At 62.8% G+C, this 23,096-nt stretch carries 26 protein-coding genes and 1 pseudogene; 18 read left to right on the top strand and 9 right to left on the bottom strand.

Annotated elements, in window-relative coordinates; genetic code table 11:
* Window positions 1-41: 41 nt before the first annotated feature.
* Window positions 42-407 (top strand): response regulator, encoded by a 366-nt coding sequence (locus tag CIT31_RS05340; protein ID WP_095517771.1) that lies wholly within the window; start codon window positions 42-44, stop codon window positions 405-407.
* Window positions 408-540: 133 nt separating this feature from the next.
* Here CIT31_RS05340 and CIT31_RS05335 read toward each other — a convergent pair whose 3' ends face one another.
* A complete protein-coding gene (locus CIT31_RS05335; protein WP_245316118.1) occupies window positions 541-687 on the bottom strand; it encodes a hypothetical protein in 147 nt (48 codons plus the stop codon).
* Between the two features lie 911 nt (window positions 688-1,598).
* Between CIT31_RS05335 and CIT31_RS05320 the strand changes: the two genes are divergently transcribed.
* The 5 genes and pseudogenes from CIT31_RS05320 (at window position 1,599) to CIT31_RS34935 (ending at window position 4,153) form a co-directional block, all read left to right on the top strand.
* Window positions 1,599-1,931: a hypothetical protein gene (locus tag CIT31_RS05320; protein ID WP_245316117.1), complete on the top strand. Its 333-nt coding sequence runs from the start codon at window positions 1,599-1,601 to the stop codon at window positions 1,929-1,931.
* Complete coding sequence (locus CIT31_RS05315; RefSeq protein ID WP_095517769.1) at window positions 1,924-2,298, top strand: hypothetical protein; 375 nt, start codon at window positions 1,924-1,926, stop codon at window positions 2,296-2,298. The genes CIT31_RS05320 and CIT31_RS05315 overlap by 8 nt, the downstream gene beginning before the upstream one ends.
* A gap of 323 nt (window positions 2,299-2,621) precedes the next feature.
* Window positions 2,622-3,251 (top strand): DUF1326 domain-containing protein, encoded by a 630-nt coding sequence (locus CIT31_RS05310; protein WP_095517768.1) that lies wholly within the window; start codon window positions 2,622-2,624, stop codon window positions 3,249-3,251.
* Window positions 3,252-3,273: 22 nt separating this feature from the next.
* A pseudogene (locus CIT31_RS35850) lies at window positions 3,274-3,588 on the top strand (DUF2182 domain-containing protein); the annotation flags it as partial.
* Between the two features lie 19 nt (window positions 3,589-3,607).
* Complete coding sequence (locus CIT31_RS34935; protein WP_245316116.1) at window positions 3,608-4,153, top strand: DUF2182 domain-containing protein; 546 nt, start codon at window positions 3,608-3,610, stop codon at window positions 4,151-4,153.
* A gap of 121 nt (window positions 4,154-4,274) precedes the next feature.
* On the opposite strand, the gene CIT31_RS05300 is transcribed toward CIT31_RS34935, so the two are convergent.
* Together CIT31_RS05300 and CIT31_RS05295 are read right to left on the bottom strand one after the other, a co-directional pair.
* Window positions 4,275-5,582 (bottom strand): retropepsin-like aspartic protease, encoded by a 1,308-nt coding sequence (locus tag CIT31_RS05300; RefSeq protein ID WP_165778358.1) that lies wholly within the window; start codon window positions 5,580-5,582, stop codon window positions 4,275-4,277.
* 255 nt (window positions 5,583-5,837) lie between these two features.
* Complete coding sequence (locus CIT31_RS05295) at window positions 5,838-5,963, bottom strand: thermonuclease family protein (RefSeq protein WP_095517766.1); 126 nt, start codon at window positions 5,961-5,963, stop codon at window positions 5,838-5,840.
* 323 nt (window positions 5,964-6,286) lie between these two features.
* Between CIT31_RS05295 and CIT31_RS05290 the strand changes: the two genes are divergently transcribed.
* Window positions 6,287-6,514, top strand: coding sequence for a hypothetical protein (locus CIT31_RS05290; protein ID WP_095517765.1), 228 nt, complete (start codon window positions 6,287-6,289; stop codon window positions 6,512-6,514).
* A 312-nt stretch (window positions 6,515-6,826) separates the two neighbouring features.
* Here CIT31_RS05290 and CIT31_RS05285 read toward each other — a convergent pair whose 3' ends face one another.
* The 4 genes from CIT31_RS05285 to secA form a co-directional block, all read right to left on the bottom strand.
* Window positions 6,827-7,435 (bottom strand): hypothetical protein, encoded by a 609-nt coding sequence (locus tag CIT31_RS05285; RefSeq protein ID WP_095517764.1) that lies wholly within the window; start codon window positions 7,433-7,435, stop codon window positions 6,827-6,829.
* A 518-nt stretch (window positions 7,436-7,953) separates the two neighbouring features.
* On the bottom strand, window positions 7,954-9,234 hold the full coding sequence (locus CIT31_RS05280; protein WP_095517763.1) for a GNAT family N-acetyltransferase: 1,281 nt from the start codon (window positions 9,232-9,234) through the stop codon (window positions 7,954-7,956).
* Complete coding sequence (locus tag CIT31_RS05275) at window positions 9,234-10,634, bottom strand: lipopolysaccharide biosynthesis protein (RefSeq protein ID WP_095517762.1); 1,401 nt, start codon at window positions 10,632-10,634, stop codon at window positions 9,234-9,236. Before CIT31_RS05275 ends, CIT31_RS05280 begins: the two co-directional genes overlap by 1 nt.
* Before the next feature lie 718 nt (window positions 10,635-11,352).
* Entirely contained in the window at window positions 11,353-14,085 is a 2,733-nt protein-coding gene (gene secA, locus CIT31_RS05270; protein WP_095517761.1) for a preprotein translocase subunit SecA, read from the bottom strand.
* 251 nt (window positions 14,086-14,336) lie between these two features.
* Here secA and CIT31_RS05265 point away from each other — a divergent pair, with 251 nt between their 5' ends.
* A complete protein-coding gene (locus CIT31_RS05265) occupies window positions 14,337-15,269 on the top strand; it encodes a peptidylprolyl isomerase (protein WP_095517760.1) in 933 nt (310 codons plus the stop codon).
* Window positions 15,270-15,396: 127 nt separating this feature from the next.
* Here CIT31_RS05265 and CIT31_RS05260 read toward each other — a convergent pair whose 3' ends face one another.
* The gene (locus CIT31_RS05260; RefSeq protein ID WP_095517759.1) at window positions 15,397-16,059 is read right to left on the bottom strand and encodes a TetR/AcrR family transcriptional regulator; all 663 of its coding nucleotides are present in this window, start codon (window positions 16,057-16,059) and stop codon (window positions 15,397-15,399) included.
* A 110-nt stretch (window positions 16,060-16,169) separates the two neighbouring features.
* Between CIT31_RS05260 and CIT31_RS05255 the strand changes: the two genes are divergently transcribed.
* From CIT31_RS05255 to CIT31_RS05230, 6 genes are all read left to right on the top strand, one after another.
* The gene (locus CIT31_RS05255) at window positions 16,170-16,400 is read left to right on the top strand and encodes a putative antibiotic biosynthesis monooxygenase (protein WP_095517758.1); all 231 of its coding nucleotides are present in this window, start codon (window positions 16,170-16,172) and stop codon (window positions 16,398-16,400) included.
* Window positions 16,401-16,519: 119 nt separating this feature from the next.
* Window positions 16,520-17,761 carry a bifunctional glutamate N-acetyltransferase/amino-acid acetyltransferase ArgJ gene (gene argJ / locus CIT31_RS05250; protein WP_095517757.1) on the top strand — a complete coding sequence of 414 codons (1,242 nt, stop codon included), beginning with the start codon at window positions 16,520-16,522 and terminating at the stop codon, window positions 17,759-17,761.
* Window positions 17,761-18,540, top strand: a complete 780-nt coding sequence (locus CIT31_RS05245; protein WP_203546890.1) for a GNAT family N-acetyltransferase — start codon at window positions 17,761-17,763, stop codon at window positions 18,538-18,540. Before argJ ends, CIT31_RS05245 begins: the two co-directional genes overlap by 1 nt.
* Window positions 18,537-18,959 carry a (deoxy)nucleoside triphosphate pyrophosphohydrolase gene (locus tag CIT31_RS05240; protein ID WP_029348561.1) on the top strand — a complete coding sequence of 141 codons (423 nt, stop codon included), beginning with the start codon at window positions 18,537-18,539 and terminating at the stop codon, window positions 18,957-18,959. Before CIT31_RS05245 ends, CIT31_RS05240 begins: the two co-directional genes overlap by 4 nt.
* A gap of 115 nt (window positions 18,960-19,074) precedes the next feature.
* Window positions 19,075-19,443, top strand: coding sequence for a hypothetical protein (locus CIT31_RS05235; RefSeq protein WP_095518090.1), 369 nt, complete (start codon window positions 19,075-19,077; stop codon window positions 19,441-19,443).
* A gap of 98 nt (window positions 19,444-19,541) precedes the next feature.
* Window positions 19,542-19,721: a Flp family type IVb pilin gene (locus tag CIT31_RS05230; RefSeq protein WP_029348558.1), complete on the top strand. Its 180-nt coding sequence runs from the start codon at window positions 19,542-19,544 to the stop codon at window positions 19,719-19,721.
* A 48-nt stretch (window positions 19,722-19,769) separates the two neighbouring features.
* Here CIT31_RS05230 and CIT31_RS05225 read toward each other — a convergent pair whose 3' ends face one another.
* Entirely contained in the window at window positions 19,770-20,642 is an 873-nt protein-coding gene (locus tag CIT31_RS05225; protein ID WP_095517756.1) for a methyltransferase domain-containing protein, read from the bottom strand.
* A gap of 53 nt (window positions 20,643-20,695) precedes the next feature.
* Between CIT31_RS05225 and CIT31_RS05220 the strand changes: the two genes are divergently transcribed.
* Genes CIT31_RS05220 through CIT31_RS05205 form a run of 4 tightly spaced genes read left to right on the top strand, consistent with a single transcriptional unit; the run spans window position 20,696 to window position 23,092 of the window.
* A complete protein-coding gene (locus CIT31_RS05220; protein WP_095517755.1) occupies window positions 20,696-21,481 on the top strand; it encodes a ComF family protein in 786 nt (261 codons plus the stop codon).
* Window positions 21,482-21,508: 27 nt separating this feature from the next.
* Window positions 21,509-21,778 carry a glutaredoxin 3 gene (grxC, locus tag CIT31_RS05215; protein ID WP_065008462.1) on the top strand — a complete coding sequence of 90 codons (270 nt, stop codon included), beginning with the start codon at window positions 21,509-21,511 and terminating at the stop codon, window positions 21,776-21,778.
* 10 nt (window positions 21,779-21,788) lie between these two features.
* Window positions 21,789-22,670, top strand: a complete 882-nt coding sequence (locus tag CIT31_RS05210) for a carbon-nitrogen hydrolase family protein (protein WP_095517754.1) — start codon at window positions 21,789-21,791, stop codon at window positions 22,668-22,670.
* Window positions 22,667-23,092 carry a DUF1178 family protein gene (locus CIT31_RS05205; protein ID WP_095517753.1) on the top strand — a complete coding sequence of 142 codons (426 nt, stop codon included), beginning with the start codon at window positions 22,667-22,669 and terminating at the stop codon, window positions 23,090-23,092. Before CIT31_RS05210 ends, CIT31_RS05205 begins: the two co-directional genes overlap by 4 nt.
* Window positions 23,093-23,096: the final 4 nt, after the last annotated feature.

Raw genomic sequence — 23,096 nt, 5'->3', positions numbered from 1 at the left:
AGATCGGTTCAGAAGCGAGAATTTCCGGCAAGCCATCCATAATGATCGTCGAAGACGACTACCTGATTGCGCTTGACGTCGAGGCAGGCCTCAAGGAGGCCGGGTTCGTGCTGGCTGGGATAGCCATCACAGCCGATGCGGCCATCACAATTGCGCGTTCGGCTCGGCCTGCGATTGCCCTGATGGATATCCGCTTGCTTGGCAAGCGGGACGGAATAGATGCGGCGTTGGAACTATACCGGGATTACGGTATACGATGCATTTTTGCGACAGCGCACGCTGACCCCGACGTAAAGCTTCGGGCCGAAGCGGCAAGACCACTCGGGTGGGTTCAGAAACCCTACTCGACAGCGATGCTGATCGAAGCCATTCGAAAGGGCTTTCAGGAGCTCGGCGAAAAAGGCTGATCCGCCGCACGTCTTCGGACGTGGCGAGCAAGAAGCTCGCTCTGCGCCAAGCCGCACCAAGCACCGGCCGCCCCTCTTTTTGCAGAACTTGACGCCGCGCCATCGCAGAGGCCATCCTCGACGCGATCGTCCATCACGACGCCGGCTTGGCCGGCGTGGTTAGCCGCTCGAAAGGTTCAATGATGGCTTTGGCGAGCGCTTCGGCCTCGTGGACCGGCTCGGGACCATAGAGCAGCAGGACAGCTTCTTTCGCTCGGCAGTACACCAGCGGTCTGTTCAATAGCCATGCGAACCACTTTGAGGGCGGCCCAGGCGTTGCGGATGTTCTCTTGGGCTTCCATGGTTCCTCGCTGAGATGGACTGTCTCAGCGTCAACAAGGCGAGGCCCTGTTCCGTCAAAGTCTAACGACTGGGAAAGCGCACTGTAAACCACGTGCGGTAACAGTTGATTCAACCATTGCTGGTATTTTAGAGAGTGTGGTAGCGGCTCCGACAGTAGCGCGGGTTGGCGAATTGCCGGAGCCGCCTGCGCAGCCCCTTGGGGAAAGACCGCGCCGTCCTATTCTGGGACAGCGCGGTCAACGATTGGTTAAAATTTTCCGAAACTGATTAAGAGCATGGCAATTGAATCGCGGTTTTGCGAGTCAATCTTCGCGGCGACCATAGCCACTGCGCCATGCGACGCTGCTGGGTTTCGGGGATGAGGACTAGAGAGGCCGGCCGGCACGCATCATGGCGCGAGCGATCGCTAGCTGTGCCTCGACCTTGGCGTTTTCCTTTTGCGTCATGTTGTCGGCGGCGATCAGCCGGCGCAGCGAGCGCATGATTTCTCCGCGGGTCCAACCTGCCTCCAGCATGCAATCGACAATGGCCTGAAACCCCGGCTCCCATGGCTTCCTGGCAATCGATGTCACGGTCCGCGTATTCGCTCTGTCGTCTTGGCGGTCTGATCATCCAGACTCCCTCAAAGATATCGCTCGCCGTCGGACCGGTGCTCGTAACAGAACCAGTGCGGGGTCTGCCTTGGCTTGGCAAAGCCCCAGCCGGCATTCTTGCCGCAGCCAGGATGCTCGCAGGAGTGGTGCTGGATGCCGGGTCGCGTAACGGGCTCCATCGCACCGGGAAGGCGGATAATCTCGTCGCTCCATCGGAATTCTCACTTCAGTAGGTGGAAAGATTCCACAGCCGATCTTGACGATCAAGGAAAATGTTCCTTATTCGTTCTCATGGCGCACGGATCCGATCGACACGCTGGGCAAAGCGACCCGGCACAACATGCTCGTCAAGGCGGAATGCAGTTGCGGCAATGTCCGCTACTGCCGCTCGGCCGATCTGATGATGGTATACGGCGGCGGCGCCGATCCGCTGAAGCTCAAATTCGACTGCAGCCGCTGCAAACCAACGGTGAAGATCACCTTGCTCGAGGTTCATCCCGAGCATCTGCCGAAACGGCTGATGATCCACAAGCCGATGAAGATCGACGGCAAGATCCATTGGACCACCGAGCGGTTCCGGGATGAGTGAGCGCCTTAAGGTGCGCTTGGCTTACCAGCGAGGCTTCCAGGTCGTCGACGGCAGCAGCGTGCTGGAGACATTTGCGGAGCGAGACGACGCCTTCAGCTTCGTGCTCGGCAAAGGCGCCCGGGTCTGGCTTGCATGGTCGCGAACCATGATCGGTGGGCAGTCCCCGCCATTCGACTTTACCGCGAGCTTTCAGCAGGATGCCGTCGGCCGGATACTGAAAGCGGTGAGCGGCCCAGGCGCCGGAACATGGTTCTGGACATGCTACGATGGCGGGGCGCGTGGCACCGTCGCCACCAAGGAAGAAGCGGTGATGGGCGTCGAGCGCGCCTACACCCGTCGCCTCGTCGGGGCGGACCTGCCGCGCTAAACCGGGCCAACCCACTGCAACGGGCGATAGATAAGGCCGGCCAGACGCACAAACGGAGTCGTGCATGACAGCTTTGCGCCCAATGCCGGCCGTAGAGATCGGCGCTGCAGCTTACTGAAAGCAGACGTTGCCGCCAACAAGATTGGAGGTCGTCGCGCTCCATGCCCTGGTCGTGAATCGGATTCACTTTTCGGGCCCGGCTTCAAATTTCAGGATTCGCTTATGGATCGACTCGGCGACGTGAGAGGAGTAACTTTGGCACTGCCAGAGGCAGGCTGGGACGATGCGCCGCCGCACTGAAGCGGCCGCGGGAGGATGGAGCGATGGCCGGTTGGGAACTCCACGGAATGGAATTCGGCAATTGCAACTGCTCTTACGGTTGCCCTTGTCAATTTAATGCTTTGCCAAGTAAGGGCTATTGCCAGGCGATTGGCTTCTTTCGCATCGACAAAGGGCACTTCTCCGAGGCGAGTCTCGACGGTCTGAACATGGCGATCGCCGTGAAATGGCCCGGCGCAGTCCACGAAGGCCGCGGCACAATGCAGCCCATCATCGACGAGCGCGGGAACGAGGCACAGCGTCAAGGAATGCTGAGTATCCTGACGGGCAAAGAGACCGACCCCTTCTCGACCTTCTGGGCGGTCTACGCGGCAATGTGTGAGACCATTTTGCCTCCGGTCCATACCCGCATCACGATCGATCTCGACATGCAGGCGCGCCGTGCAACCTGCACCGCCGACAACATTGCGAAAGGCCGTGGCGAACCTATCCTTAACCCGGTCAACGGTACGGAGCACCGCGTCGGGATTGTGCTGCCGAACGGCTTCGAATACGGACAGAACGAAGTGGGACGCGGCTGGTCGACAACGACCGGCGGGGTCGCACTTACGCTTGAAGACAGCTACGCCCATTGGTGCGAGCTGCATTTCAACGAGCACGGACGTATCCACTGAACTCGCTGGTCGCGCCTATCGCATGAGCGAACGCGCATTGGAGCATCTGCTTTGCCGCGACCGGGCCCTAACGCTGGCGGCCACAACCATCATCGTCGGTTCGGCCTGGGCGTACGTGCTGTGGCTCGCCGCCGGGATGGACATGGAACGGCATGGGATGGACGGCTTCCGCATGGTCTCTACCGGCTTCGCCATGGTGATGACGCCGGTCGAGGCACCGTGGAGCGCGACCGAATTCGCCCTCACGTTCGTCATGTGGACGGTGATGATGGTTGGCATGATGACGCCGTCGGCCGCCCCGATGATCCTAATCTACGCGCGGGCGGCCCGCATCGCGTCGGCCGACGGAAGACCGCTTGCCGCCACCGGCTGGTTCGTCGGAGCCTATTTGCTCGCATGCATGGACCACTTTTGCGCTCGCTGCAACGATCTCGCAGTGGGCGCTCCAGCGTCTGGCATTTCTCGATCCAATGATGGCCGCATCAAGCGCGATTGTCGGAGCGGGCGCTCTACTCCTTGCCGGCATCTATCAACTGACGCCGCTGAAGCGCGCCTGTCTGATCAATTGCCAGTCTCCGCTTGCATTCATCGCGGGACGCGGCGGTTTCGGCACGGGTAGCGCAAGCGCGCTGAAGCTCGGCGCCGAGCACGGCCTCTATTGTGTCGGTTGTTGCTGGGCCTTGATGGCACTGCTGTTCTTCGGCGGCGTCATGAATCCGGTCTGGATCGCTGCGTTGGCTGCCTTCGTGCTCACCGAGAAGCTCGTTCCCGGTCCCTGGCTTTCGTGGTGCCTGGGCGTGCTGCTGATCGTTTGGGCCTGTCGCTCATGGTGCTATAACGCAACGAAGCTCGATACACCCGAGGGTGAAAACCGCTTCCGACAGCTTCCGACAGAGAGATGATGGTCTATGGCGGCGGGGTCGATACTTCCGGAGTCGCCGTCAAAGTGGATATGGCCGCGCCGCCCAGCTACTTCGAAAATGACCCATACAGGACACCCCTCAAGCCATCTGATCGAAGCCCCTACTGCAACAGGATCTTCATATTTTCAAAGTCGAAGGTTACTGCATAAGGCATGAAGAAATCGTGGCCGACCATGCCCGCGAGGTGGAAGCCAAAAAGGTTCTCCCAGGGGAATGGCCCATCGTAGAGGCCCGGGACGTTCTCTTCCTGCACCTCTCCGAAGGAGAGGCGATGCACGACGTAGGGCACGGTCTTCAGCGTCCCGCCAGCGCCCGCCCCTGAAGTGGCTTTGTCTTCCTCAAGCTTTATCCCGGCCTCCTTGATCACAGACGCCGCCAGCTTGACTCCCGCGCCAGCCAGCCCTGTGTCGACGAAGAGAAGCGTAGGTGGAAGCGTCTCCACGCGCCCCCGGCCCACCATGAAATGGTCGCTTGCAATCCAGAAAGGGACCGCGACGCTCTTGCCCGAGGCAGCCATGAATTCCTTGAGGTTTGCCGCGTTTTTCCGGCGCAGGACGAGCTCGCCGTTGGGAAAATCGAGGGTCGCAAGGAAATGGTAGAAGAGAGTGGTGCCAATGATACCGTCGATGCGCTTGGCTTGAAGGCCTTCGGAGAGCTGGCGGAGGGGTAGCACCGCGACGGGCAGGTTCTTCACCGTCCAGTCGCCGATCGTGAGCGATTCGATCCGCCCTTGCTGAACCTCGGTGGTCTGGCCGCCGGAAAACGTGCCTTGCACCGTTCCGAATAGTTGGACGCCAAGCTCCTTGGCGAAGTCCGTGTCGAGTGCAACCTCCGAGCCCCCGGTGTCGATGAAGAAAGTGACCTTGTCGCCCCCGTTTACGCGGATACTGACCAACGGCAGCGGATCTGTCCTCAGGAACTTGAGACGCATGATTTGCCCGTCGCCCTGCACCTCATAGGGTGTCTGGCCCTTGAAACTCTGCAACTTCGCAACATTGAGTGTCGGATACTGATCGACGATCAATTGGTTGGTACCCACGTCGACGCCATTCAGCGCAGCCGCCGCCTTTTCGAAATCGTCGCGGCGATAATAGGCCTCGGCGAGCATAACCTTGGGGTCGGCCTGGCCGGGCCTGAGGTCGATGGCCTTTTTCAGCCAACGCTCGGCATCATCAAGCCGGTTGGAAAGCAGCGCGATCCGACCCAACTGGAGCGTTGCCGAATAGTCATCGGGGTGGTCGGCGATGATTTTGGCGTATTGTTCGCCGGCCTCAGCAAACTCCCCGGCCTTGAAGAACTGGTCGGCGGAATCGACCGGCGATGGCTTCTCCTCCGCTGTCGCCTGTCCCGAGAGTGCGCAAGGCGCGAGCATCACTAGGAGTGCGAGGCAAATTCTGGCTGATTTCATTGTTTCAGACTCCGGCGAGGGAGGCGAGCGAGGGGGGCGCGATGAGCGAAGCATATCAGCCAAGCGGCCGCGGCGGAACTACTTCGCTGCTGATATGCCGTTCCTCTACAGCCAACGGAATTGAGACACCTGTCTCTTTATACATTGCCACTCTTGGCGCTTTCTGGAAGTGGCCCGACCAAGACTGACTTCCGGAGATCAGCCCAAAGCACAACCCTCGTCAACCATCGCGCAACGTGTTTATGAGTTCACGGCCTAATCGCACCAGGGGCGGCGCTTGCCGGTCCACGGCCGCGCCAGGCCTTCGCCGATCAGGATGTCGCCGACATCACGCCCGTCGACCTCGATCGTGGCCAGTGTGCGGCCATAGCGATCCTTCACCCGGCCACCGGATGATTAGCCGGGACCGCTGGAGACACTGGCACCTTGCGCCCAGGAAACCATCCAGCTGCGGTAAAGATCGGCAAAACAGCGGAGGTAGAGTTGCCATTTTGAATTTATGAGCGGTTGGGGGCGGAATTACCGCCGCGTACTGGGCCGGTCCCCGACAAAGCGAAGCGCGCGTTATCTCTCTGCACTAAGACCTCGCGCGCACCACTCAAACGAATGGCAATTTTCTGTCCCAATGCGCTTAGGGTCCATTCTCAAAACCCACGCATTGTTTCGCGTGGGAGACACAGTAACTCCCCCTTTAAGGCGTCGAGATGCCACGAGCACCGAAAAGTCAGTTCCTTCGCCCTAAAGATCGGGCGATCTGCCAGCGGGTGGTCGACCAGGTAACCGCCGACGCTAAATGGTACAGCACCTCGATAGACGGTCAGATTCTGGTCTCGACCACGCTGGCTCTCTTTCAATCTGGGGTCGTCAATGAAACGACTTTGCTGGCACATGTTCGCGCGCGCCGCCACGACTTCACCAAGCTGACCGGCTAGTTCTTCATCCTACCGAAATATAGCACGGCGGCGTAACGGGCTCCCGCTACCATCAGTTCGTACGCTGATCTCGAAGTGTGAGAAAGGTGGTACAGGGTGAGGAAAAAACCCAATGAAATATGAGTTCCTTCCAACGTCCCACTTTCCTCTAAGTGCTCGGCTAGGGGCACCATTTTCCACCCGAGAGGTCTTGAAAGCTCGGCGGGATGTTATCCCAGGAGCATCCTGGGATAATCACAATCGAGGCCGGTCCTTCCTGACAACGAGGCCAGTCCTTCCTGATTAGATCGGACTCCGTAGCTCAGGCCGCCATCACATCGGCCCCGGGACCATCTTGGTCGGCTGCTCCGGCATGGGAAACGCGTAATTGTCGCATTTCACGTCCGGGTTTGTCGGGCTGAACATTCCGAGCGGGTTGTCCTTGAACAGCCAGGCGTGAAGATCGTAATGGTAGAACTCCGTCGGAATAAGCGGATAATGCCCCTCCATCGGCCCCTGGAACTTCTGTCCAAAGAGTTTCGGCGGCTCCTTGGTGTCGGGCGTCAGCGGAACAAGCCATTCCACGGCCACCAGGCGCAAGCCGCCGTCGAACGGCTCATAGATAAGGACATTGGGGCGCGTCGGATCTGGTGTCGGGCTGACGCTCGCGACGTTGACGAAATGAATGCCCATCGCGCCCTTAGGGTAATCCATAGCGCCAGCCACTTTTTCGCCGCTGTAATAAACACATCCGACCGTCGACAGATAGAGGTCGCGAATGGCGGCCTTGTAGTCTTCGTACTTGGATAGCGATTTTTTCAGGGCCTCGATCTCGGCCTTGTCGGGCTCGGCGGCCTGACCTGCAGCCGCAGTCAGGCAGGCGCCGATGAGGCCAGTCAAAGCGAGAATGCTGCGGCGCCTGAAGTAAGTTGTTTTCGTCATGCATTCCTCCCAGATTTTTTGCTGTGGCCGTGCAGGGCGGCAATGATGCTGGTTGCGCGGCCGAGAGTATCGCCGATGCTAATCCTTTCCGCTGGTCGGGAGAATTAACCCTCATGATCTAGGCCCCTCGACACAGTGATTTAACAGGTCGGGCCGATCGGCCGAACGTCCACAGTCCCTTTCTGCGGCGAATTGCAAACCTTCGAGATTGGCCGAAACACCCCCTCCCTTCGTCATCCCAGGGCGGAGCAAGGAGCGGAGCGACGCGGCGGAGACCCTGGGATCCATGCCGTTACATGGCGGCAGTGCGCCTGCGGATCAGAACCGAACGCTACCACCCCGTTCGCTGACGTTGGAAGGGTAGCTGGCACCGTTGCGGATACAAGCGCCGTTCCGAGCCGCTGCATTCTTCGGCTGAGGTAACGGCATGGATCCCAGGGTCTCCGCTACGTCGCTTCGCTTCCTGCTCCGCCCTGGGATGACGAAGGCTCGGCCTGCCGGTTTCGCGACCACCTAGCCTACCGCCGTCCCAGCAAGCTCTTCATCCGGTTGTGCAGCAGGCGCGCCATGTTGCGGGTTTCGCGGTAGAGGTGAAGCTGCGACGCCGCCTGGCGGGCGAGGCGGTCGGCGCCCGGCGTCAGGCCGATGACCAGGGTGCCGATCGGCTTGCGCTCCGTCCACAGCCGGCTCATCACCGGATGGTCGGGCACGGCGCAGGAATCGGTCATCATGATGTTGGGGTCGTCGAGGTGCTGCCTGGTCACCTCGATCATCAGCAGCGTGCCCGGCGAATAGGCGGCGAGCGTCTCGTCATAGGCCGTCTTCCAGGTGTAGGCGACGCCGGCCTCGACGAAGACGATCAGGCTGGCGATGGTGCGGTCGTCGAGCGTCAGCGAATGGATGCGGCACAGGTCCTGTTCGGCGAGCCGGTGCACGGCCTCGCGGGCGAAGGCGGCGCGGTAGCGGTCGATGGCCATGGCGGTGCGCTCGCGGCCTTTCCAGCCTGCTGCTTCCAGCGTCAGGAAGCGTTCAATGGCATGGCGGATGTTTTCCGGTCCGCGCGCCACCAGATGCTCCAGCCTGCCGAGGTCGGCGAGGCGGCGCTTCAGGCGGCGGAACTCGCGATAGTGGTGCGAGCGCAGCGACGCCTTCAGATAGCCATTGCCGTCGAGCCCGCTTTCGAGCATCGGGCGTTCGGCCTTGCCGGTGGTGACCAGCGTCAGGCCACGCGTCTCGGCGACCGTCGCCAGCAGGCTGGCCACCGGGCCGTCGAGCCGGATATCGGGCAGCACCAAGACTTTCGGCAGCTTGAGATGCGGCCGCGACAGCATCGAGAAAAAATCCTCGACGACGCCGACGGGATCGTCACGGTCGACCAGCGGCGTGCCGATCGGGCCGAACGGGCTCGACCATGTGCGCATGATCCGCACGCCGAGCGGCATCGCCGGCCGCTCCACCGAGAACGGCACCAGCAAGCGCAGCCGGTTGCGGTATTCGTCGCCGTCGCGGATGACCGCCAGCCGCACCTCGCGGTCTTCCAGCCGCGGCATGGCAGGCGCCAGGAATCGCGGGTTGAAGAAGACGTTGGGCTCGATCGTGCGGGTGCAGAGATAGTCGAGTTCCTCGACCAGATCGAAGCCGGCTGAGGCCGGGTAGACGGCCAGTTTGCGCTCGGGCCGGTCGTTGGCCAAGAGCTCGATATGGGCGGGGTCGGCTTCGCGGGCGAGCCCGGCGAGGCCGGACACCATGGCGCCGGCCGGGCCGCCGCTGGTTTCCTCGAGCAACGGGATGGCACCCATCATGCAGCTCCTTCGGCGGCTAGGAAAATGGCCATGACGATGCCGAGCCTGCGCCAGACCGTGAAGGACAGCGCGCCGGCCTCGAAGATCATGGCGAAGGCGGTGGCCATCGCCGCGCCCCACAGGCCGAAAAGCGGGATCAGCACCAAATTGAGGCCGATGTTGAAGGCCAGCGTCATGGCGTAGACGGCGGCGCAGATGTTCTGGTTGCCGCTCATTGTGAGCAGGCTTTCGCAAGGGCCGACGGCGGCGCGGGCGACGACGCCGAAGACCAGCAGGAACAACAGGGGATAGCCGGCAACGAATTCCGGCCCGAACAAGGCCAGCATCGGCTCGCCCAGCACCAGCACCATCAGCGCCATCAACAGCGACGGCCAGAACGTCCACGACACCGTTTCGCGGGCGAAGGCGGCAAGCTTTTCCGGCTCGCCATGGGTGAATTGCGCGAAGCGCTGGGCGACGCCTGCCTTGACCGCAAAATAGACGAAATGCACCAGCGCCAGCGTCTTCACTGTGGCGAAATAGACGGCGACGTCGTTGGGGTTCATATAGGCGCCGACCATCAGCACGTCGGCATTGGTGAGCAGGAAGAAGAAGCCTTCGACCAGGAAGATCGGCAGCGACACGAGGAACCATTGCGCGAAATGCACCTTCTTCGGCCCGGCCGGGATATTCCTGTCCATCCGCGCCGTGACGCCGATGAGCTGGCCGAGCGTGGTGGCATAGGCGGCGGCGATCGAGGCGAAGATCGCGGTCCTGGCGTCGGGCGCAAAGCCGACCAGAAGCATCAGCGCCATCAGCGCCAGGATCAGCACCGGCCGCACCAGATAGGTCGGCGCCAGCGCAAACAGCGCCCATGAGTTGGCCCGCGCCAGCCCCTGCAGCAGGTCGGACATGGCGATCATCGGCATGCAGATCAGGCCGAGGATGAACGGCACGACATAGTAGTTTTCGATGAAGGGCGAGAGCAGCCAGACGCCGAGCGCGCCGAGACCGGCGATCGCCGTCGAGGCAACCAGCACGAACAGGCGGCTGGTCAGCACGATGCCGCGCAGTTCGGCCAGCATGTTGCGCTCGCGGTATTCGGGAATAAAACGGATGACCGAGGTGTGGAAGCCGAGGCAGGCGAGGTTGCCGACGATGACCATCGTCACCCAGACGAGGACGAAGATGCCGTATTCGAACGAGCCCATCCAGCGCGCCATCAGCACCTGGCTGACGAAGGCGATGACGGCGCTGACGATGCGGATGGAGAAGGCGATCAGCGACATGCGGCCGGCTTCGCCGCGCTCGTCGGCGGTGAACAGCACGGCATCGATGCGGCCAAGCAGCGGCTTTACGCGCAGCGCAAGGCGCTGCGGCAAGAACCGCCCGGCTGTCGTCGCCGCGGAAAAGCGCACCCACAACTCTCCGTTTTCCGCCTCTTTTCTGGGTCTGGGTCTAATGAAAACACATTAAGAAACGGTTGGGTTGGGGGCGCCCTTTGGGGGAAGGTGGCCGAGCTAAGCTCAACCGGACGAGGGGGCCACTTGGCGCCGACGGCGATCCGTCAAATACCCCAACCGTCTTGGCGCTACGCGCCAATCCACCTTCTACAAGGTGAGAAGGAGAGGCGACACCGATGCCTCGTCGCCCGGTAGTGGGTTAGCTTGAAATAAGCGAGAGCGCCGACTCTTCCACCGATCCACAATCGTAAGGACCGTCTTTGCTGCGGTCAGCGAGTGTGGCCTATCAAACTCAACCCAATATACGAGCTTCTCTCCATCGAGAAACGGCTCAAACCGCGCCACGCCATTGATCCAGTAACGTAGTCCGGTGCGGCTCGAACCGTGCCAGTGCCCCCTGAACCCCAACCATAGGAATTGGTGATAAGCACTCGGTCGCCGTCAGAGAATTTTGCCACTACCTCACCTGCTTTTGGTAGGGACCGCGCGCCGCCGGCTTTAGCGCCTTCGCCGCGCGTGATAACGGAGCGCCGGCGGGACAGCGCCCCTCTCTGGCCGCCCGATATCTCCCCTCAGGTGGGGAGATTGGCTTATCGCGAGCGCCGGCGCTGCCCCTCATCCGCCTGCCGGCACCTTCTCCCCGTATAATAACGGGGAGAAGGGAAGCGCTCGCTTACGCAAACGCGCCGTGGCAGTGCTTGTACTTCTTGCCCGAACCGCACGGGCAGGCCTCGTTGCGGCCGACCTTGCCCCAGCTTGCCGGGTTGTTCGGGTCGCGGTTTTCGGGGGCGACGATGGCGTGGGTCTCCTGGCGGACCAGGAGCCCGGTCTCGCCGCCGTTAAAATCGTCCTCGCCGGTGGTGCCGTCGAGATGGCTGCCGAACATGTCGGGCGCCTCGGGCGGCGGCGCTTCGGCGGCCTGGCGGACCAGCTCGACGCGCATCAATTGCGCGGTGACGGCCTGGCGCAGATTGCCCAGCATCGCCTGGAACAGCTCGAACGCCTCGCCCTTGTATTCCTGCAGCGGGTCGCGCTGGGCATAGCCGCGGAAGCCGACGACCGAGCGCAGATGATCGAGGTTGACGATGTGCTCGCGCCACAGATGGTCGAGCGTCTGCAGCACCACTGAGCGCTCGACATAGGTCATCACGTCGGGGCCGAAGCGCTCGGCACGCTCTTTCGCGGCAGTCTCGGCGGCCTGGCTGATGCGCTCGCGGATGTCGTCCTCGGCAATGCCCTCTTCCTTGACCCAGTCCTCGATCGGCAGGTCGAGATTGAGGAATTCGGCGACCTCGGCCTTGAGGCCGGCGACGTTCCACTGCTCGGCATAAGCGTTTTCGGGAATGGCCTTGGCGACGATCTCCTCGATGACGCCCTCGCGCATCTCGGCGATGGTCTCGGACAGGCCTTCACCGTCCATCAGCTCGAGGCGCTGCTCGAACACCACCTTGCGCTGGTCGTTCGAGACGTCGTCATATTTCAGCAGGTTCTTGCGAATGTCAAAATTGCGCGCCTCGACCTTCTTCTGCGCTTTTTCCAGCGCCTTGTTGATCCACGGATGGATGATCGCCTCGTCCTCCTTAAGGCCGAGCTTCTGCAGCATGCCGTCCATGCGCTCGGAGCCGAAGATGCGCATCAGATCGTCCTGCAGCGACAGGAAGAATTTTGAGCGGCCGGGATCGCCCTGGCGGCCTGAGCGGCCGCGCAACTGGTTGTCGATGCGGCGCGACTCGTGGCGTTCGGTGGCGAGCACGTACAGGCCGCCGGCGGCCAGCGCCTTTTCCTTCAGCCGGGCGACGTCGTCGCGGATCGCCTTTTCCCTGGCTTCGCGCTCGGGGCCTTCAGGCATATCGCCAAGCTCCTCGGCGATGCGCATGTCGGCATTGCCGCCGAGCTGGATGTCGGTGCCGCGGCCGGCCATGTTGGTGGCGATGGTGATGGCACCGGGTTTTCCCGCCTGGGCGACGATCGCCGCCTCACGCTCGTGATGGCGGGCGTTCAGCACCTCGAAATCCGTAAAGCCTTCCTTGCGCAGACGCGCGGCCAGCTGCTCGGATTTCTCGATCGAGGTGGTGCCGACCAGCGTCGGCTGGCCCTTGGCGCGGGCTTCCTTGATCTCCTTGACGATCGCCTTGTATTTCTCCTCGACGGTCCGGTAGACCTCGTCGTCTTCGTCAATACGGATCACCGGCAGATTCGTCGGGATCTCGGTGACCTCGAGATTGTAGATGTTGCCGAATTCCTCGGCCTCGGTCAGCGCCGTGCCGGTCATGCCGGCGAGCTTCTTGTAGAGGCGGAAATAGTTCTGGAAGGTGACGGAGGCGAGCGTCTGGTTCTCCGGCTGGATCGCCACATGCTCCTTGGCCTCGAGCGCCTGGTGCAGGCCTTCCGAATAGCGGCGGCCCGGCATCATGCGGCCGGTGAATTCGTCGATGATGACGATCTCGCCGTTGCGCACGATATAGTCCTTGTCCTTCTGGAACAGCTGATGCGCCTTCAGCGCATTGTTGACGTGGTGGACGATGGCGACGTTCTCGACGTCGTAGAGCGACTCGCCCTTGAGCAGGCCGGCGTCGCGCAGAAGGTTTTCCAGCTTTTCGGTGCCCTCCTCGGTGAAGATCGAGGTCTTCTGCTTCTCATCGATCTCGTAGTCGGACGGCTCGAGCTTCAGCATGAAGGCATCGATGGTGTTGTACATTTCCGAACGGTCCTCGAGCGGACCGGAAATGATCAGCGGCGTGCGCGCCTCGTCGACCAGGATGGAATCGACCTCGTCGACGATCGCGTAGCTGTGGCCGCGCTGCACCATCTGGGCGCGCTCGAATTTCATGTTGTCGCGCAGATAGTCGAAGCCGAGCTCGTTGTTGGTGGCGTAGGTGACGTCGGCGGCGTAGGCAGCATGGCGTTCCTCGTCGGACAGGCCATGAACGATGACGCCTACGGTAAGGCCGAGGAATTTGTAGACGCGGCCCATCCATTCGGAGTCGCGTTTGGCAAGATAGTCGTTGACGGTGACGACATGGACGCCCTTGCCGGCGAGCGCGTTGAGATAGACCGGCAGCGTCGCGACCAGCGTCTTGCCCTCGCCGGTGCGCATCTCGGCGATGCCGCCATTGTGCAGCACCATGCCGCCGATCAGCTGGACGTCGAACGGGCGCATGCCGAGCACGCGGCGCGCCGCCTCGCGCACGGTGGCGAAGGCCGGCACCAGGAGATCATCGAGGCTGGCGCCGTTGGCGACGTCTTGGCGGAATTTTTCCGTGCGGGCCGCCAGCTCGGCGTCGGAGAGCGCCCGCATCTCGTTTTCCATGGCATTGATCGCTTCGACGCGCGGTCGGGTCGACTTGACCCGACGATCGTTGGAGGAGCCGAAAACCTTACGGGCGAGACCGCCAAAACTGACCATTCAATGGTCCTTTCGATAGCATTCCAAGTCGTTGCGACGGGTGCCGACGGCCCCATCAAATCCACGTGAAACGCGGACAAACGCAAAAAGCGCCCGGAAAACGGTTCTGGACGCAAAGTCGTTGGACAGATAAGAGGGGGCTCAATCGATGTCAACGGCGCGCTCGCCCTGTCGACCGTGCCAAATTCCGCCACAATCTGGCTGGTCTGGAAGCCATCCCGCTCTAGCTATCCCCCATTGGAGTTAATCGTATGTCCTTATTGTTCCGCCGCGCGTCGCTCGCCAGCCTCGGCCTGGCATTCGGGCTGTCGGCCCTGTCGCTGTCGCCGCTGATGGCGCAGGACACCGCCCCCGCCCAACCAGCCCCGGCCCAACTGGCCGCCCCCGGCCAACCGGCCGCGCCGGTCGATCCGAACGCCGTGGTCGCCACGATCAACGGCCAGACGCTGACCGAGGCAGACCTTGCCCTTGCCGAAGGCGAGCTGTCGCAGCAGTTCGCGCAGATGCCGCCCGAACAGCGCCGCGCCGCAGCACTTTCGGCGGCGATCGAGATCAAGGTCATGGCTGCCCAGGCGGTCACCACCGGCCTCGATAAGGATCCCGACTTCCAGCGCCGCATGGCATTCCTGCAGCAGCGCGCCCTGCATGGCGAAATGGTCGAGAAGGATGTCGTCGGCAAGGTCACGGATGCCGAAATTCGCGCCCGCTACGATCAGGAAATCGCCAACACGCCGCCGACCAATGAGGTGCATGCCCGTCACATCCTCGTGAAGACGAAGGAAGAGGCCGATACGATCATCAAGCAGCTCGACGGCGGCGCCGATTTCCAGAAACTCGCCAACGAGCACACCAGCGATCCGAGCGGCAAGACCAGCGGCGGCGATCTCGGCTGGTTCGGACCCGGCCAGATGGTGCCGGAGTTCGACAAGGCGGTCTTCGCGCTGGCGGTGGGCAAATACACCGAGCAGCCGGTGCAGTCGCAGTTCGGCTGGCACGTCATCCAGGTCGAGGACAAGCGCGCCAAGCAGCCGCCGGCCTTCGACCAGGTCAAGGACCAGGCCCGCCAGGCGGTTATCCGCGACAAGTACATCGCGTTGGTCAAGTCGCTGCGCGCCGAGGCCAAGGTCGAGATCCCGGACGAGAAGCTGAAGAAGACGGTCGACGCGCTGGAAAACACCAAGTAGGCCAGCCCGCCACCGCAGATGATGGAGATGATCAATTGTTGGCGCCGGCGCCGCGCCCCGATAATTGTGCCTCTGATGGTCTCCATCACGACAGGGCGTGGGTTTTGCTCTGCCGCCCCTGTCGCTTCTACTTGGTGGTGCGACCGATTACGCGTCGACGCCTCCGCCGGACCGCCGCGGCGTTGACCGAGCCGGCATCGTCGGCGGCTATGCCCTTCAACACATAGCCAACCGCCCTGCGCAGCGTCGCTTCGTCTTCGTCGAGGCGATTGGTCAAAAGATGCGTCCAGGCAAAGGAGGCGACCAGGTCGGCGACGAGCGTGGAATCGACGTCGGCCGCCACTTCGCCTCTTGCCTTGGCGCGTTCGATCATCTGGGCGGTATGGGCATGGCGGCCTTTCGTGTATTCGACAAGCACGGCGGCTACGGTCGCATCCGACTGCGCCTCGGCGATCAGCGATCTGAAGACGCTGCCTGAGGACGTTTCATGCCAGTGCGAGAACAGGTTCTTCAGGAAGCCGACGAGATCATCCTCGAGGTTTCCGGTATCGGGATTGTCGACGCGCTTTAGCCGCTGGTAGACGTCGAAGAGCAAAGCGGCCTTGCTCGGCCACCAGCGATAGATCGTAGGCTTTCCAGCACGCGCCCGCCGCGCCACCGCTTCGATCGAGAAGCCGGAATAACCGGCCTCGACCAGCACCGCCTCGGCGGCGTCGAGAATGGCGTCGGCGCTGTCGGGGTTGCGCCGCGCGCCAATTGATTTGCGGGCCTGATCTGCGTCCTCACCCATCTGCTTTTTCCTTATCGGCAAGTTTCTCAGCATGCATATACGACCACTTGACGAAACGGAACGGCCCGTTTTATATAACGGAACGTTTCGTAACGATAAGGAGAAAGCCAATGATCTCGACCGCCGCCCGCTTCTCGCGCCTCCGCTTTGCGCTGCTGGTGCTTGCCGGCGTCTATCCGCTGATCACCGCCATCCTCTATGTCGTGTTCCCGCTGACCGAAGAGTGGGAGATTTGGCAGCGCACGCTGGTCATCGCCCCGCTAATGGTCGCGATCATGATCTGGGGGCTCATTCCGGGCGTGCAGAAGAGGTTCCGGAGGTTCCTCAATCCTGCCCAATGACGTAAGCGTGCTGCCGGCAGTTTGGTGTCGTCCGCAATGGTCGGGAAAACGCCCTTGCACCGGCGCCCGCTATCGGGCAAACCGGCGTTCCCCTTGCGATTTTCCCGCCCGAGGTCTTCATGTCAGCCACCATTTCGCCGCTCGCGCCGAAGAAGTATCCCAAAATGCCTGACATCGAGGGCGTCCGCATCGCCACCGCCGAGGCCGGGATAAAGTACAAGAACCGCACAGACCTGCTGGCCATGGTCTTCGATGCCGGCACCACGGTCGCCGGCGTGTTCACCAAGTCGAAATGCCCGTCGGCGCCGGTCGACTTCTGCCGGCAGAATCTCGGGCAGGGCAAGGCGCGCGTCCTGGTCGTCAATTCCGGCAATGCCAATGCCTTCACCGGCAGCAAGGGCCGAGCCTCCACGGCAATGACCGGCGAGGCTGCAGCCAAGGCTGCGGGCTGCACACCGGACGAGGTGTTTCTGGCCTCGACCGGCGTCATTGGCGAGCCGCTGGATGCCGGCAAGTTCAGCCATCTGCTCGCCGGACTGGTCAAGGACGGCAGGCCGGACCTGTGGGCCGAAGCCGCCAAGGCGATCATGACCACCGACACCTATCCGAAACTGGCGACCGCGACGGTAAAACTCGGCGACGCCGACGTCATCATCAACGGTATTGCCAAGGGCGCCGGCATGATCGCGCCCGACATGGCGACGATGCTCTCCTTCATCGCCACCGATGCGCCGATCGCAGCCCCCGTGCTGCAGGATCTTTTGTCACGCGGCACGGCCAAGACCTTCAATGCGGTCACCGTCGACAGCGACACCTCGACCAGCGACACGCTGCTGATGTTCGCCACCGGCACCGCATCCAGGCGCGGCGCGCCTGACATCACCGATGCCGGGGATGCGCGCCTCGGCGCCTTCCGCCGCGCGCTCGGCAAGGTGCTGAAATCGCTGGCGCTGCAAGTGGTGCGCGACGGCGAGGGCGCCCGCAAGCAGGTCGAGGTCACCGTCACCGGCGCGAAATCGGCCCGCTCGGCCAAGCGCATCGCGCTGTCGATCGCCAATTCGCCGCTGGTCAAGACGGCGGTCGCCGGCGAGGATGCCAATTGGGGTCGCGTCGTCATGGCCATCGGCAAGGCCGGCGAACCGGCCGACCGCGACCTTCTGTCGATCTGGTTCGGCGATATCAGGCTGGCGCATGAGGGCGAGCGCGACGCCGCCTACTCCGAAGAGGCGACATCGGCCTACATGAAGCGCGACGAGATCCGTATCCGTGCCGATATCGGCATCGGCCGCGGCAAGGCGACGGTGTGGACTTGCGACCTCACCAAGGAGTATGTCGCCATCAACGGCGATTATCGGAGCTGATGGCGTTGGTTTCCAGACATCCGGCAAGCGTGCTTGCCATCGTGCGCCGCTACGAGGCGGCCGGCTTTCGCGCCTGGCCGGCGGCGGCGGTCCATTATGACGGCACCTGGGTGGTGCGGCTGACGGCGGGTCATCCGGCCAAGCGGCTGAATTCGGTCAATCCGCTCGATCCGGGCGACATCCAGCACATCGCCGAGCGCATCGGCCGCGCCAGCCGCCGCTTCGACGCCTATGGCCGGCCGCTGACCTTCCGCATATCGCCGCTGTCGGGGCCGGTCCTTTCCAAACATCTCAACAGCGAAGGCTGGAGCACATTCGACGAATCGCTGGTCATGCGGCTGCCGCTTGCAGACGCCCAGCTCGATGCCGCCATGGACCAGATTCCGCTGAAGGACATCAGCCGCTTCATCGGCGCGTCGCTCAAGGTAAGCGGCTCGGATGTGTCGCTGCGGCCGGGCCTGTCGGAGATCATCGGCGCCATCCAGCCGGAAGCCGGGCTGTTCGCGCTCGAAAAGGGCACCGAACCGCTGGCGACGCTGATCTGCGTCCATGATGGCGATCTTGCCGGGCTGTTCGAGATCGCCACCGACAGATCGGTACGCAACCAGGGCCATGGCCGCCACCTCATCCTGTCGGCGCTGAAATGGGCCCGGCTGCGCGGCGCCCGGGAAGCCTGGCTGCAGGTCGAGGCCGACAATGCGCCGGCGCTGGCGCTTTATCGTTCGCTCGGGTTCGACGAAGTCTATCGTTACCATTATCGCCGGCCGCCCGGCGCATGACCGGCCCGAACCCTGTCGGCAAGCGCCTGCTCCTGGTCGCAGCCTGCGCGCTGGTCGATAGCGACGGCCGCGTGCTGCTGGCGCAGCGGCCCGAAGGCAAGCAGCTCGCCGGCCTGTGGGAGTTTCCGGGCGGCAAAGTCGAGCCCGGCGAGACGCCGGAAGAATGCCTCATCCGTGAGTTGTACGAGGAGATCGGCATCGAGACCGATATTCCCTGCCTGGCGCCGTTCACCTTCGCCAGCCATTCCTACGATGATTTTCACCTGCTGATGCCGCTGTTCGTCTGCCGTCGCTTCCGCGGCATCGCGCAGCCGAAGGAAGGGCAGGTGCTGAAATGGGTGCGGCCGCGCCAGATGCGCGATTTTCCGATGCCGCCGGCCGACGCGCCGCTGATCCAGTTCCTCATCGATCTTCTGTGATTGTGCCGTCACTGCCCGAGTTAGACAGCGTTAATGGAAGATTTATCTCGCTGTGGAAAATTGAGGCGTGGACATTGAAGGGAAGGCCGTGTTCAGGCCTTCGGAGGGCGGTTGCATGAGCCTCGACAGGGACTGGGATTCGATCCGACCCGACCGCAGCTTCGCTGTCCATGCCGGCATGGGCATTTTGCGGATCACGCTGCTATTCGGCTCGGCCGTGGTGGCGCTGGCCTTGATCGCGACGCCCTTGCTCGACAGCCGGACGCGATTGCAGACCGCCCGCGACCATTTTGCCGGCGGCCTCGATGGAATGAGCACAGGATCGATTGGGAGCCCAGAGTCGGTGGGGAGCACAGGCTCGATTGGAAACACGGGCTCGATCGGCCATCGTGGGACCTACACGCTGCGCAGGAGCGTGCTGCAGCCGCTGCCCAGTTCGGTCTGCGTGATACGCGACAATGGCAAGCGCAGCGGCGACTGCTGAGATGGTTTAGAGCAGCCGTTTCACCGCCTGTTAAGCCTTTGCCATTAACCTTTCTTAACAGGTCGGCGCTAGGGTTTCGGCAAGCGGGATCGACGGCCATGAAAATATTGCTGCAACGATTTTTGGAAGACGAGACCGGCGCGACGGCCATCGAATATGGGCTAATCGTGACCGTGCTGTCGCTTACCATCATAGGCGGCATCGGCCAGGCGGCTGACGCAATGGCGTGGCTGTTCAGCGACAATTCCAGCAGGCTTGTGAACGCTTTCGCGCAGTGATCGCGACCGCCACCAGCATCCATAAAAGTCCGGTCGACAGAAATCCGGTCAACGCCCGCCGGGATTTTCCAGTATTGTCTTCAGCGATATTTTCGCTGAGCCCGGCTTCAGCGGTTTTTGCTGCGAGGCGTCGGGCGCCCAGCCTGACATCCAGACGATCGGAAAACTCGCCCTGATGCGACCATCGGCATCCGAAAACCGCTCGGCGTAGATTTCGGCGACGCGGGCAAACAGCCTTCGTGTGCCCGGTCGCCTGCTGCGGTCGATGAGCGCGCTGGTCTCGCCCATCGCCCGCAGGTCCGCCATCAGGCCGAACAGCGAATCGTAGCGCACCGTCACCGTCTCGACATCGGCGACGGGCAAGGCCAGGCCGGCGCGTTGCAAAAGCGCGCCGGCGTCGCGCACATCGGTGAACGGGATGACGCGCGGGCTGGCGCCGCCGTAAAGTTCGGTCTCGGCGGCGAGCAGGCTTTCGCGCAGCTCGGAAAGCGTACCGGCGCCGGCAAAAGCGCCTAGGAACAGACCATCCGGCTTCAGGGCGCGGCGGATCTGCACCAGCATGCCGGGAATGTCGTTCATTGCCTGAAGGGACAAAAGAGACACGGCGAGGTCGAGGCTTTCTGGCTCGAACGGCACGGTCTCAAGCGGCGCCACCAGTCCGGCGGCATCGCCCAGGAACATAGCGTCGGCCTCCACGCGTATGATGTCCGTAACCTTGCCGCTTGCCGCGAGCACGTCGACCGCCGCCGGCGTCTGGCAAAACAGCACGGCCGCTCTGTCGAATTTGCGCTCGACGGCGCCCAGCCGTTCGGCAAGCTCCTCGGCCGCCCGCCACATCAGGAAATCCGCGCCGGCAGTCGGTCGCGCGAGCGCCCGGCGCTTGTGCGCCAGCCAGAGAGAAGTGTCCACTATAGGTTGCAACTGACGGTTCCTGGTTTCCGCTGTCTGATATAGGGTGGCGGGGGAGCAACCACGTGGCCGATCCAATGCCAGATATCAAGAGTATCGCTCGAAAGGCATTGGACTGGCCGGCGCGCATCCTGTTTCCGCCGGTTTGCGCCGGCTGCCGACGGCATGTCTCGCAGCCCGGCGTGCTGTGCGGCGCCTGCTGGCCGAAGCTCAGGCTCCTGGAGCGGCCATGGTGCCCGGTGATGGGCACGCCGTTCATCCATCACATGGGCGAGGGGTTCCTGTCGGCCGAGGCGATCGCCGACCCGCCGCCGTTCGAGCGCGCGCGGGCCGCGGTCGCTTACTCCGGTGTCGCTCGCCAGATGGTGCAAGGGTTGAAATACCAGGATCGCACCGACCTGGCGCCGTGGATGGCGCGCTGGATGCTGCGCGCCGGTGCCGAACTGATCGCGGAGGCCGATGTGGTCGTGCCGGTGCCGCTGCACTGGCGGCGTTTTTTCAGGCGCCAGTTCAACCAGTCGGCGGAACTGGCAAGGGCGGTATCGCAACTTGGCGGCCTGCCTTTTGCGCCCTCCGCGGTCAGGCGCGTCAAACTCACCCGCCAGCAGGTCGGGCTGGAACGGCGGGAACGCGAGGAGAATGTGCGTGCCGCATTCAGAGTGTCCGAGGAGGCCGAGATCGAGATCGCCGGCCGCCGGGTGCTCTTGATCGACGATGTCTATACCACCGGCGCCACTGTCCGCGCGGTCGCCAAGGCGCTGAAGAAGGGCGGTGCCGGGACCGTCGACGTGCTGACCTTTGCGCGCGTGCTGCCGGGGGACTTTCGGGCCGACGAGTCCGCGACTATATAGATTGAAGAAAGGCAGGATTGCTGACCGATGGTCGACGTGACGATCTATACACGGATGATGTGCGGCTATTGCGTGGCGGCCAAGCGGCTGCTCGAGCGCAAGGGCGTTGCCTACACCGAGCACGACGCCTCCTTCTCGCCGGAACTGCGCCGAGAAATGATTTCCCGCGCGAATGGCCGCTCGACCTTTCCGCAGATATTCATCGGCGATACGCATGTCGGCGGCTGCGACGATCTCCATGAACTGGAGGCAGAGGGCCGGCTGGACAGTCTGCTCGCCAATGGCTCGACGAATTGAGGACATGACAATGGGTGCTTTCAAGGCGGCGGCGATCCAGATGCGTTCGGGCACCAGCCCCGAGCGCAACGCGGTCGATCTGGAGCGGCTGGTGTGCGAGGCGGCGGGTCTCGGCGCGACCTATATCCAGTCACCGGAAATGACCGGTGCGCTGGTCCGTGACAGCCAAGCGCGGGCCGCCTCCTTCACCTCCGAGGACAAGGACACCATCGTCTCGACTTCGCGGAAGCTGGCGAAAGACCTTGGGATCTTCCTGCATATCGGCTCGACCGCCATTCTGCGTGCCGACGGCAAGCTCGCCAATCGCGCGCTTCTGTTCGGGCCGGACGGCGCGACGATTGCCACCTACGACAAGATCCACATGTTCGACGTCGATCTCGACAATGGCGAAAGCTGGCGCGAATCCGCCGCCTACGAGCCGGGCACCCAGGCCGTCGTCACGGAGATCAGCGGCGCCGGGATTGATGGTGCGAGGCTGGGTTTCGCCGTCTGCTACGATCTGCGCTTTCCGCAGCTCTTCCGCGCCGAGGCGCTGGCCGGCGCCGACCTGCTTTCGGTGCCCGCCGCCTTCACCCGCCAGACCGGCGAGGCGCACTGGCATGTGCTGCTGCGGGCGCGCGCCATCGAGAACGGCGCCTATGTCGTTGCCGCGGCGCAAGGCGGACTGCACGAGGACGGCCGCGAGACCTATGGTCATTCGCTGATCGTCGATCCCTGGGGCCGCATCGTCGCCGAAGCGGCACATGACGAACCGGCGGTGATCATCGCTGAGATCGACCCAGCGCAGTCGGCCGCCGCGCGCAAGAAGATCCCAAACCTGAAGAATGCGCGGGATTTTGCGGTAAACGGCGGACAGGCTGAGGCACTGCCACTCAGGGGTGCAGCATCTTGATCCGGTTTTCTCTGATCTGCGAGCACGAGCACGAATTCGAGGGCTGGTTTCGCAGCAACGACGATTTCGACACCCAGAAGAAGCGTGGCTTCGTCGATTGCCCGACCTGCGGCTCGCACAAGGTCGAGAAGGCGTTGATGGCGCCGGCCGTCTCCACCGGTCGCAAGCAGGAGAAGATCGCACTAGCCATGGGCGAGGCCCAGAAGCAGGCGCTGGCGCAATTGAAGGCGATGGCCGAGAAGGTGCGCGAGAACGCCGACTATGTTGGCGACAAGTTTGCCGAGGAAGCGCGCAAGATCCATTTCGGCGAGAGTGATCCGCGCGGCATCTATGGCGAGGCGACGCTGGAGGAGGCGAAGGGTCTGGCCGAGGAAGGCGTTGAATTCATGCCGATTCCAAGCTTCCCGGACGAGCGGAACTGACAGG

Source organism: Mesorhizobium wenxiniae (assembly GCF_002284535.1).
GTDB lineage: Bacteria > Pseudomonadota > Alphaproteobacteria > Rhizobiales > Rhizobiaceae > Mesorhizobium > Mesorhizobium wenxiniae.
The sequence above is the reverse complement of the archived record's forward strand: the minus strand, read 5'-3'. Positions and strand labels throughout refer to the sequence as shown.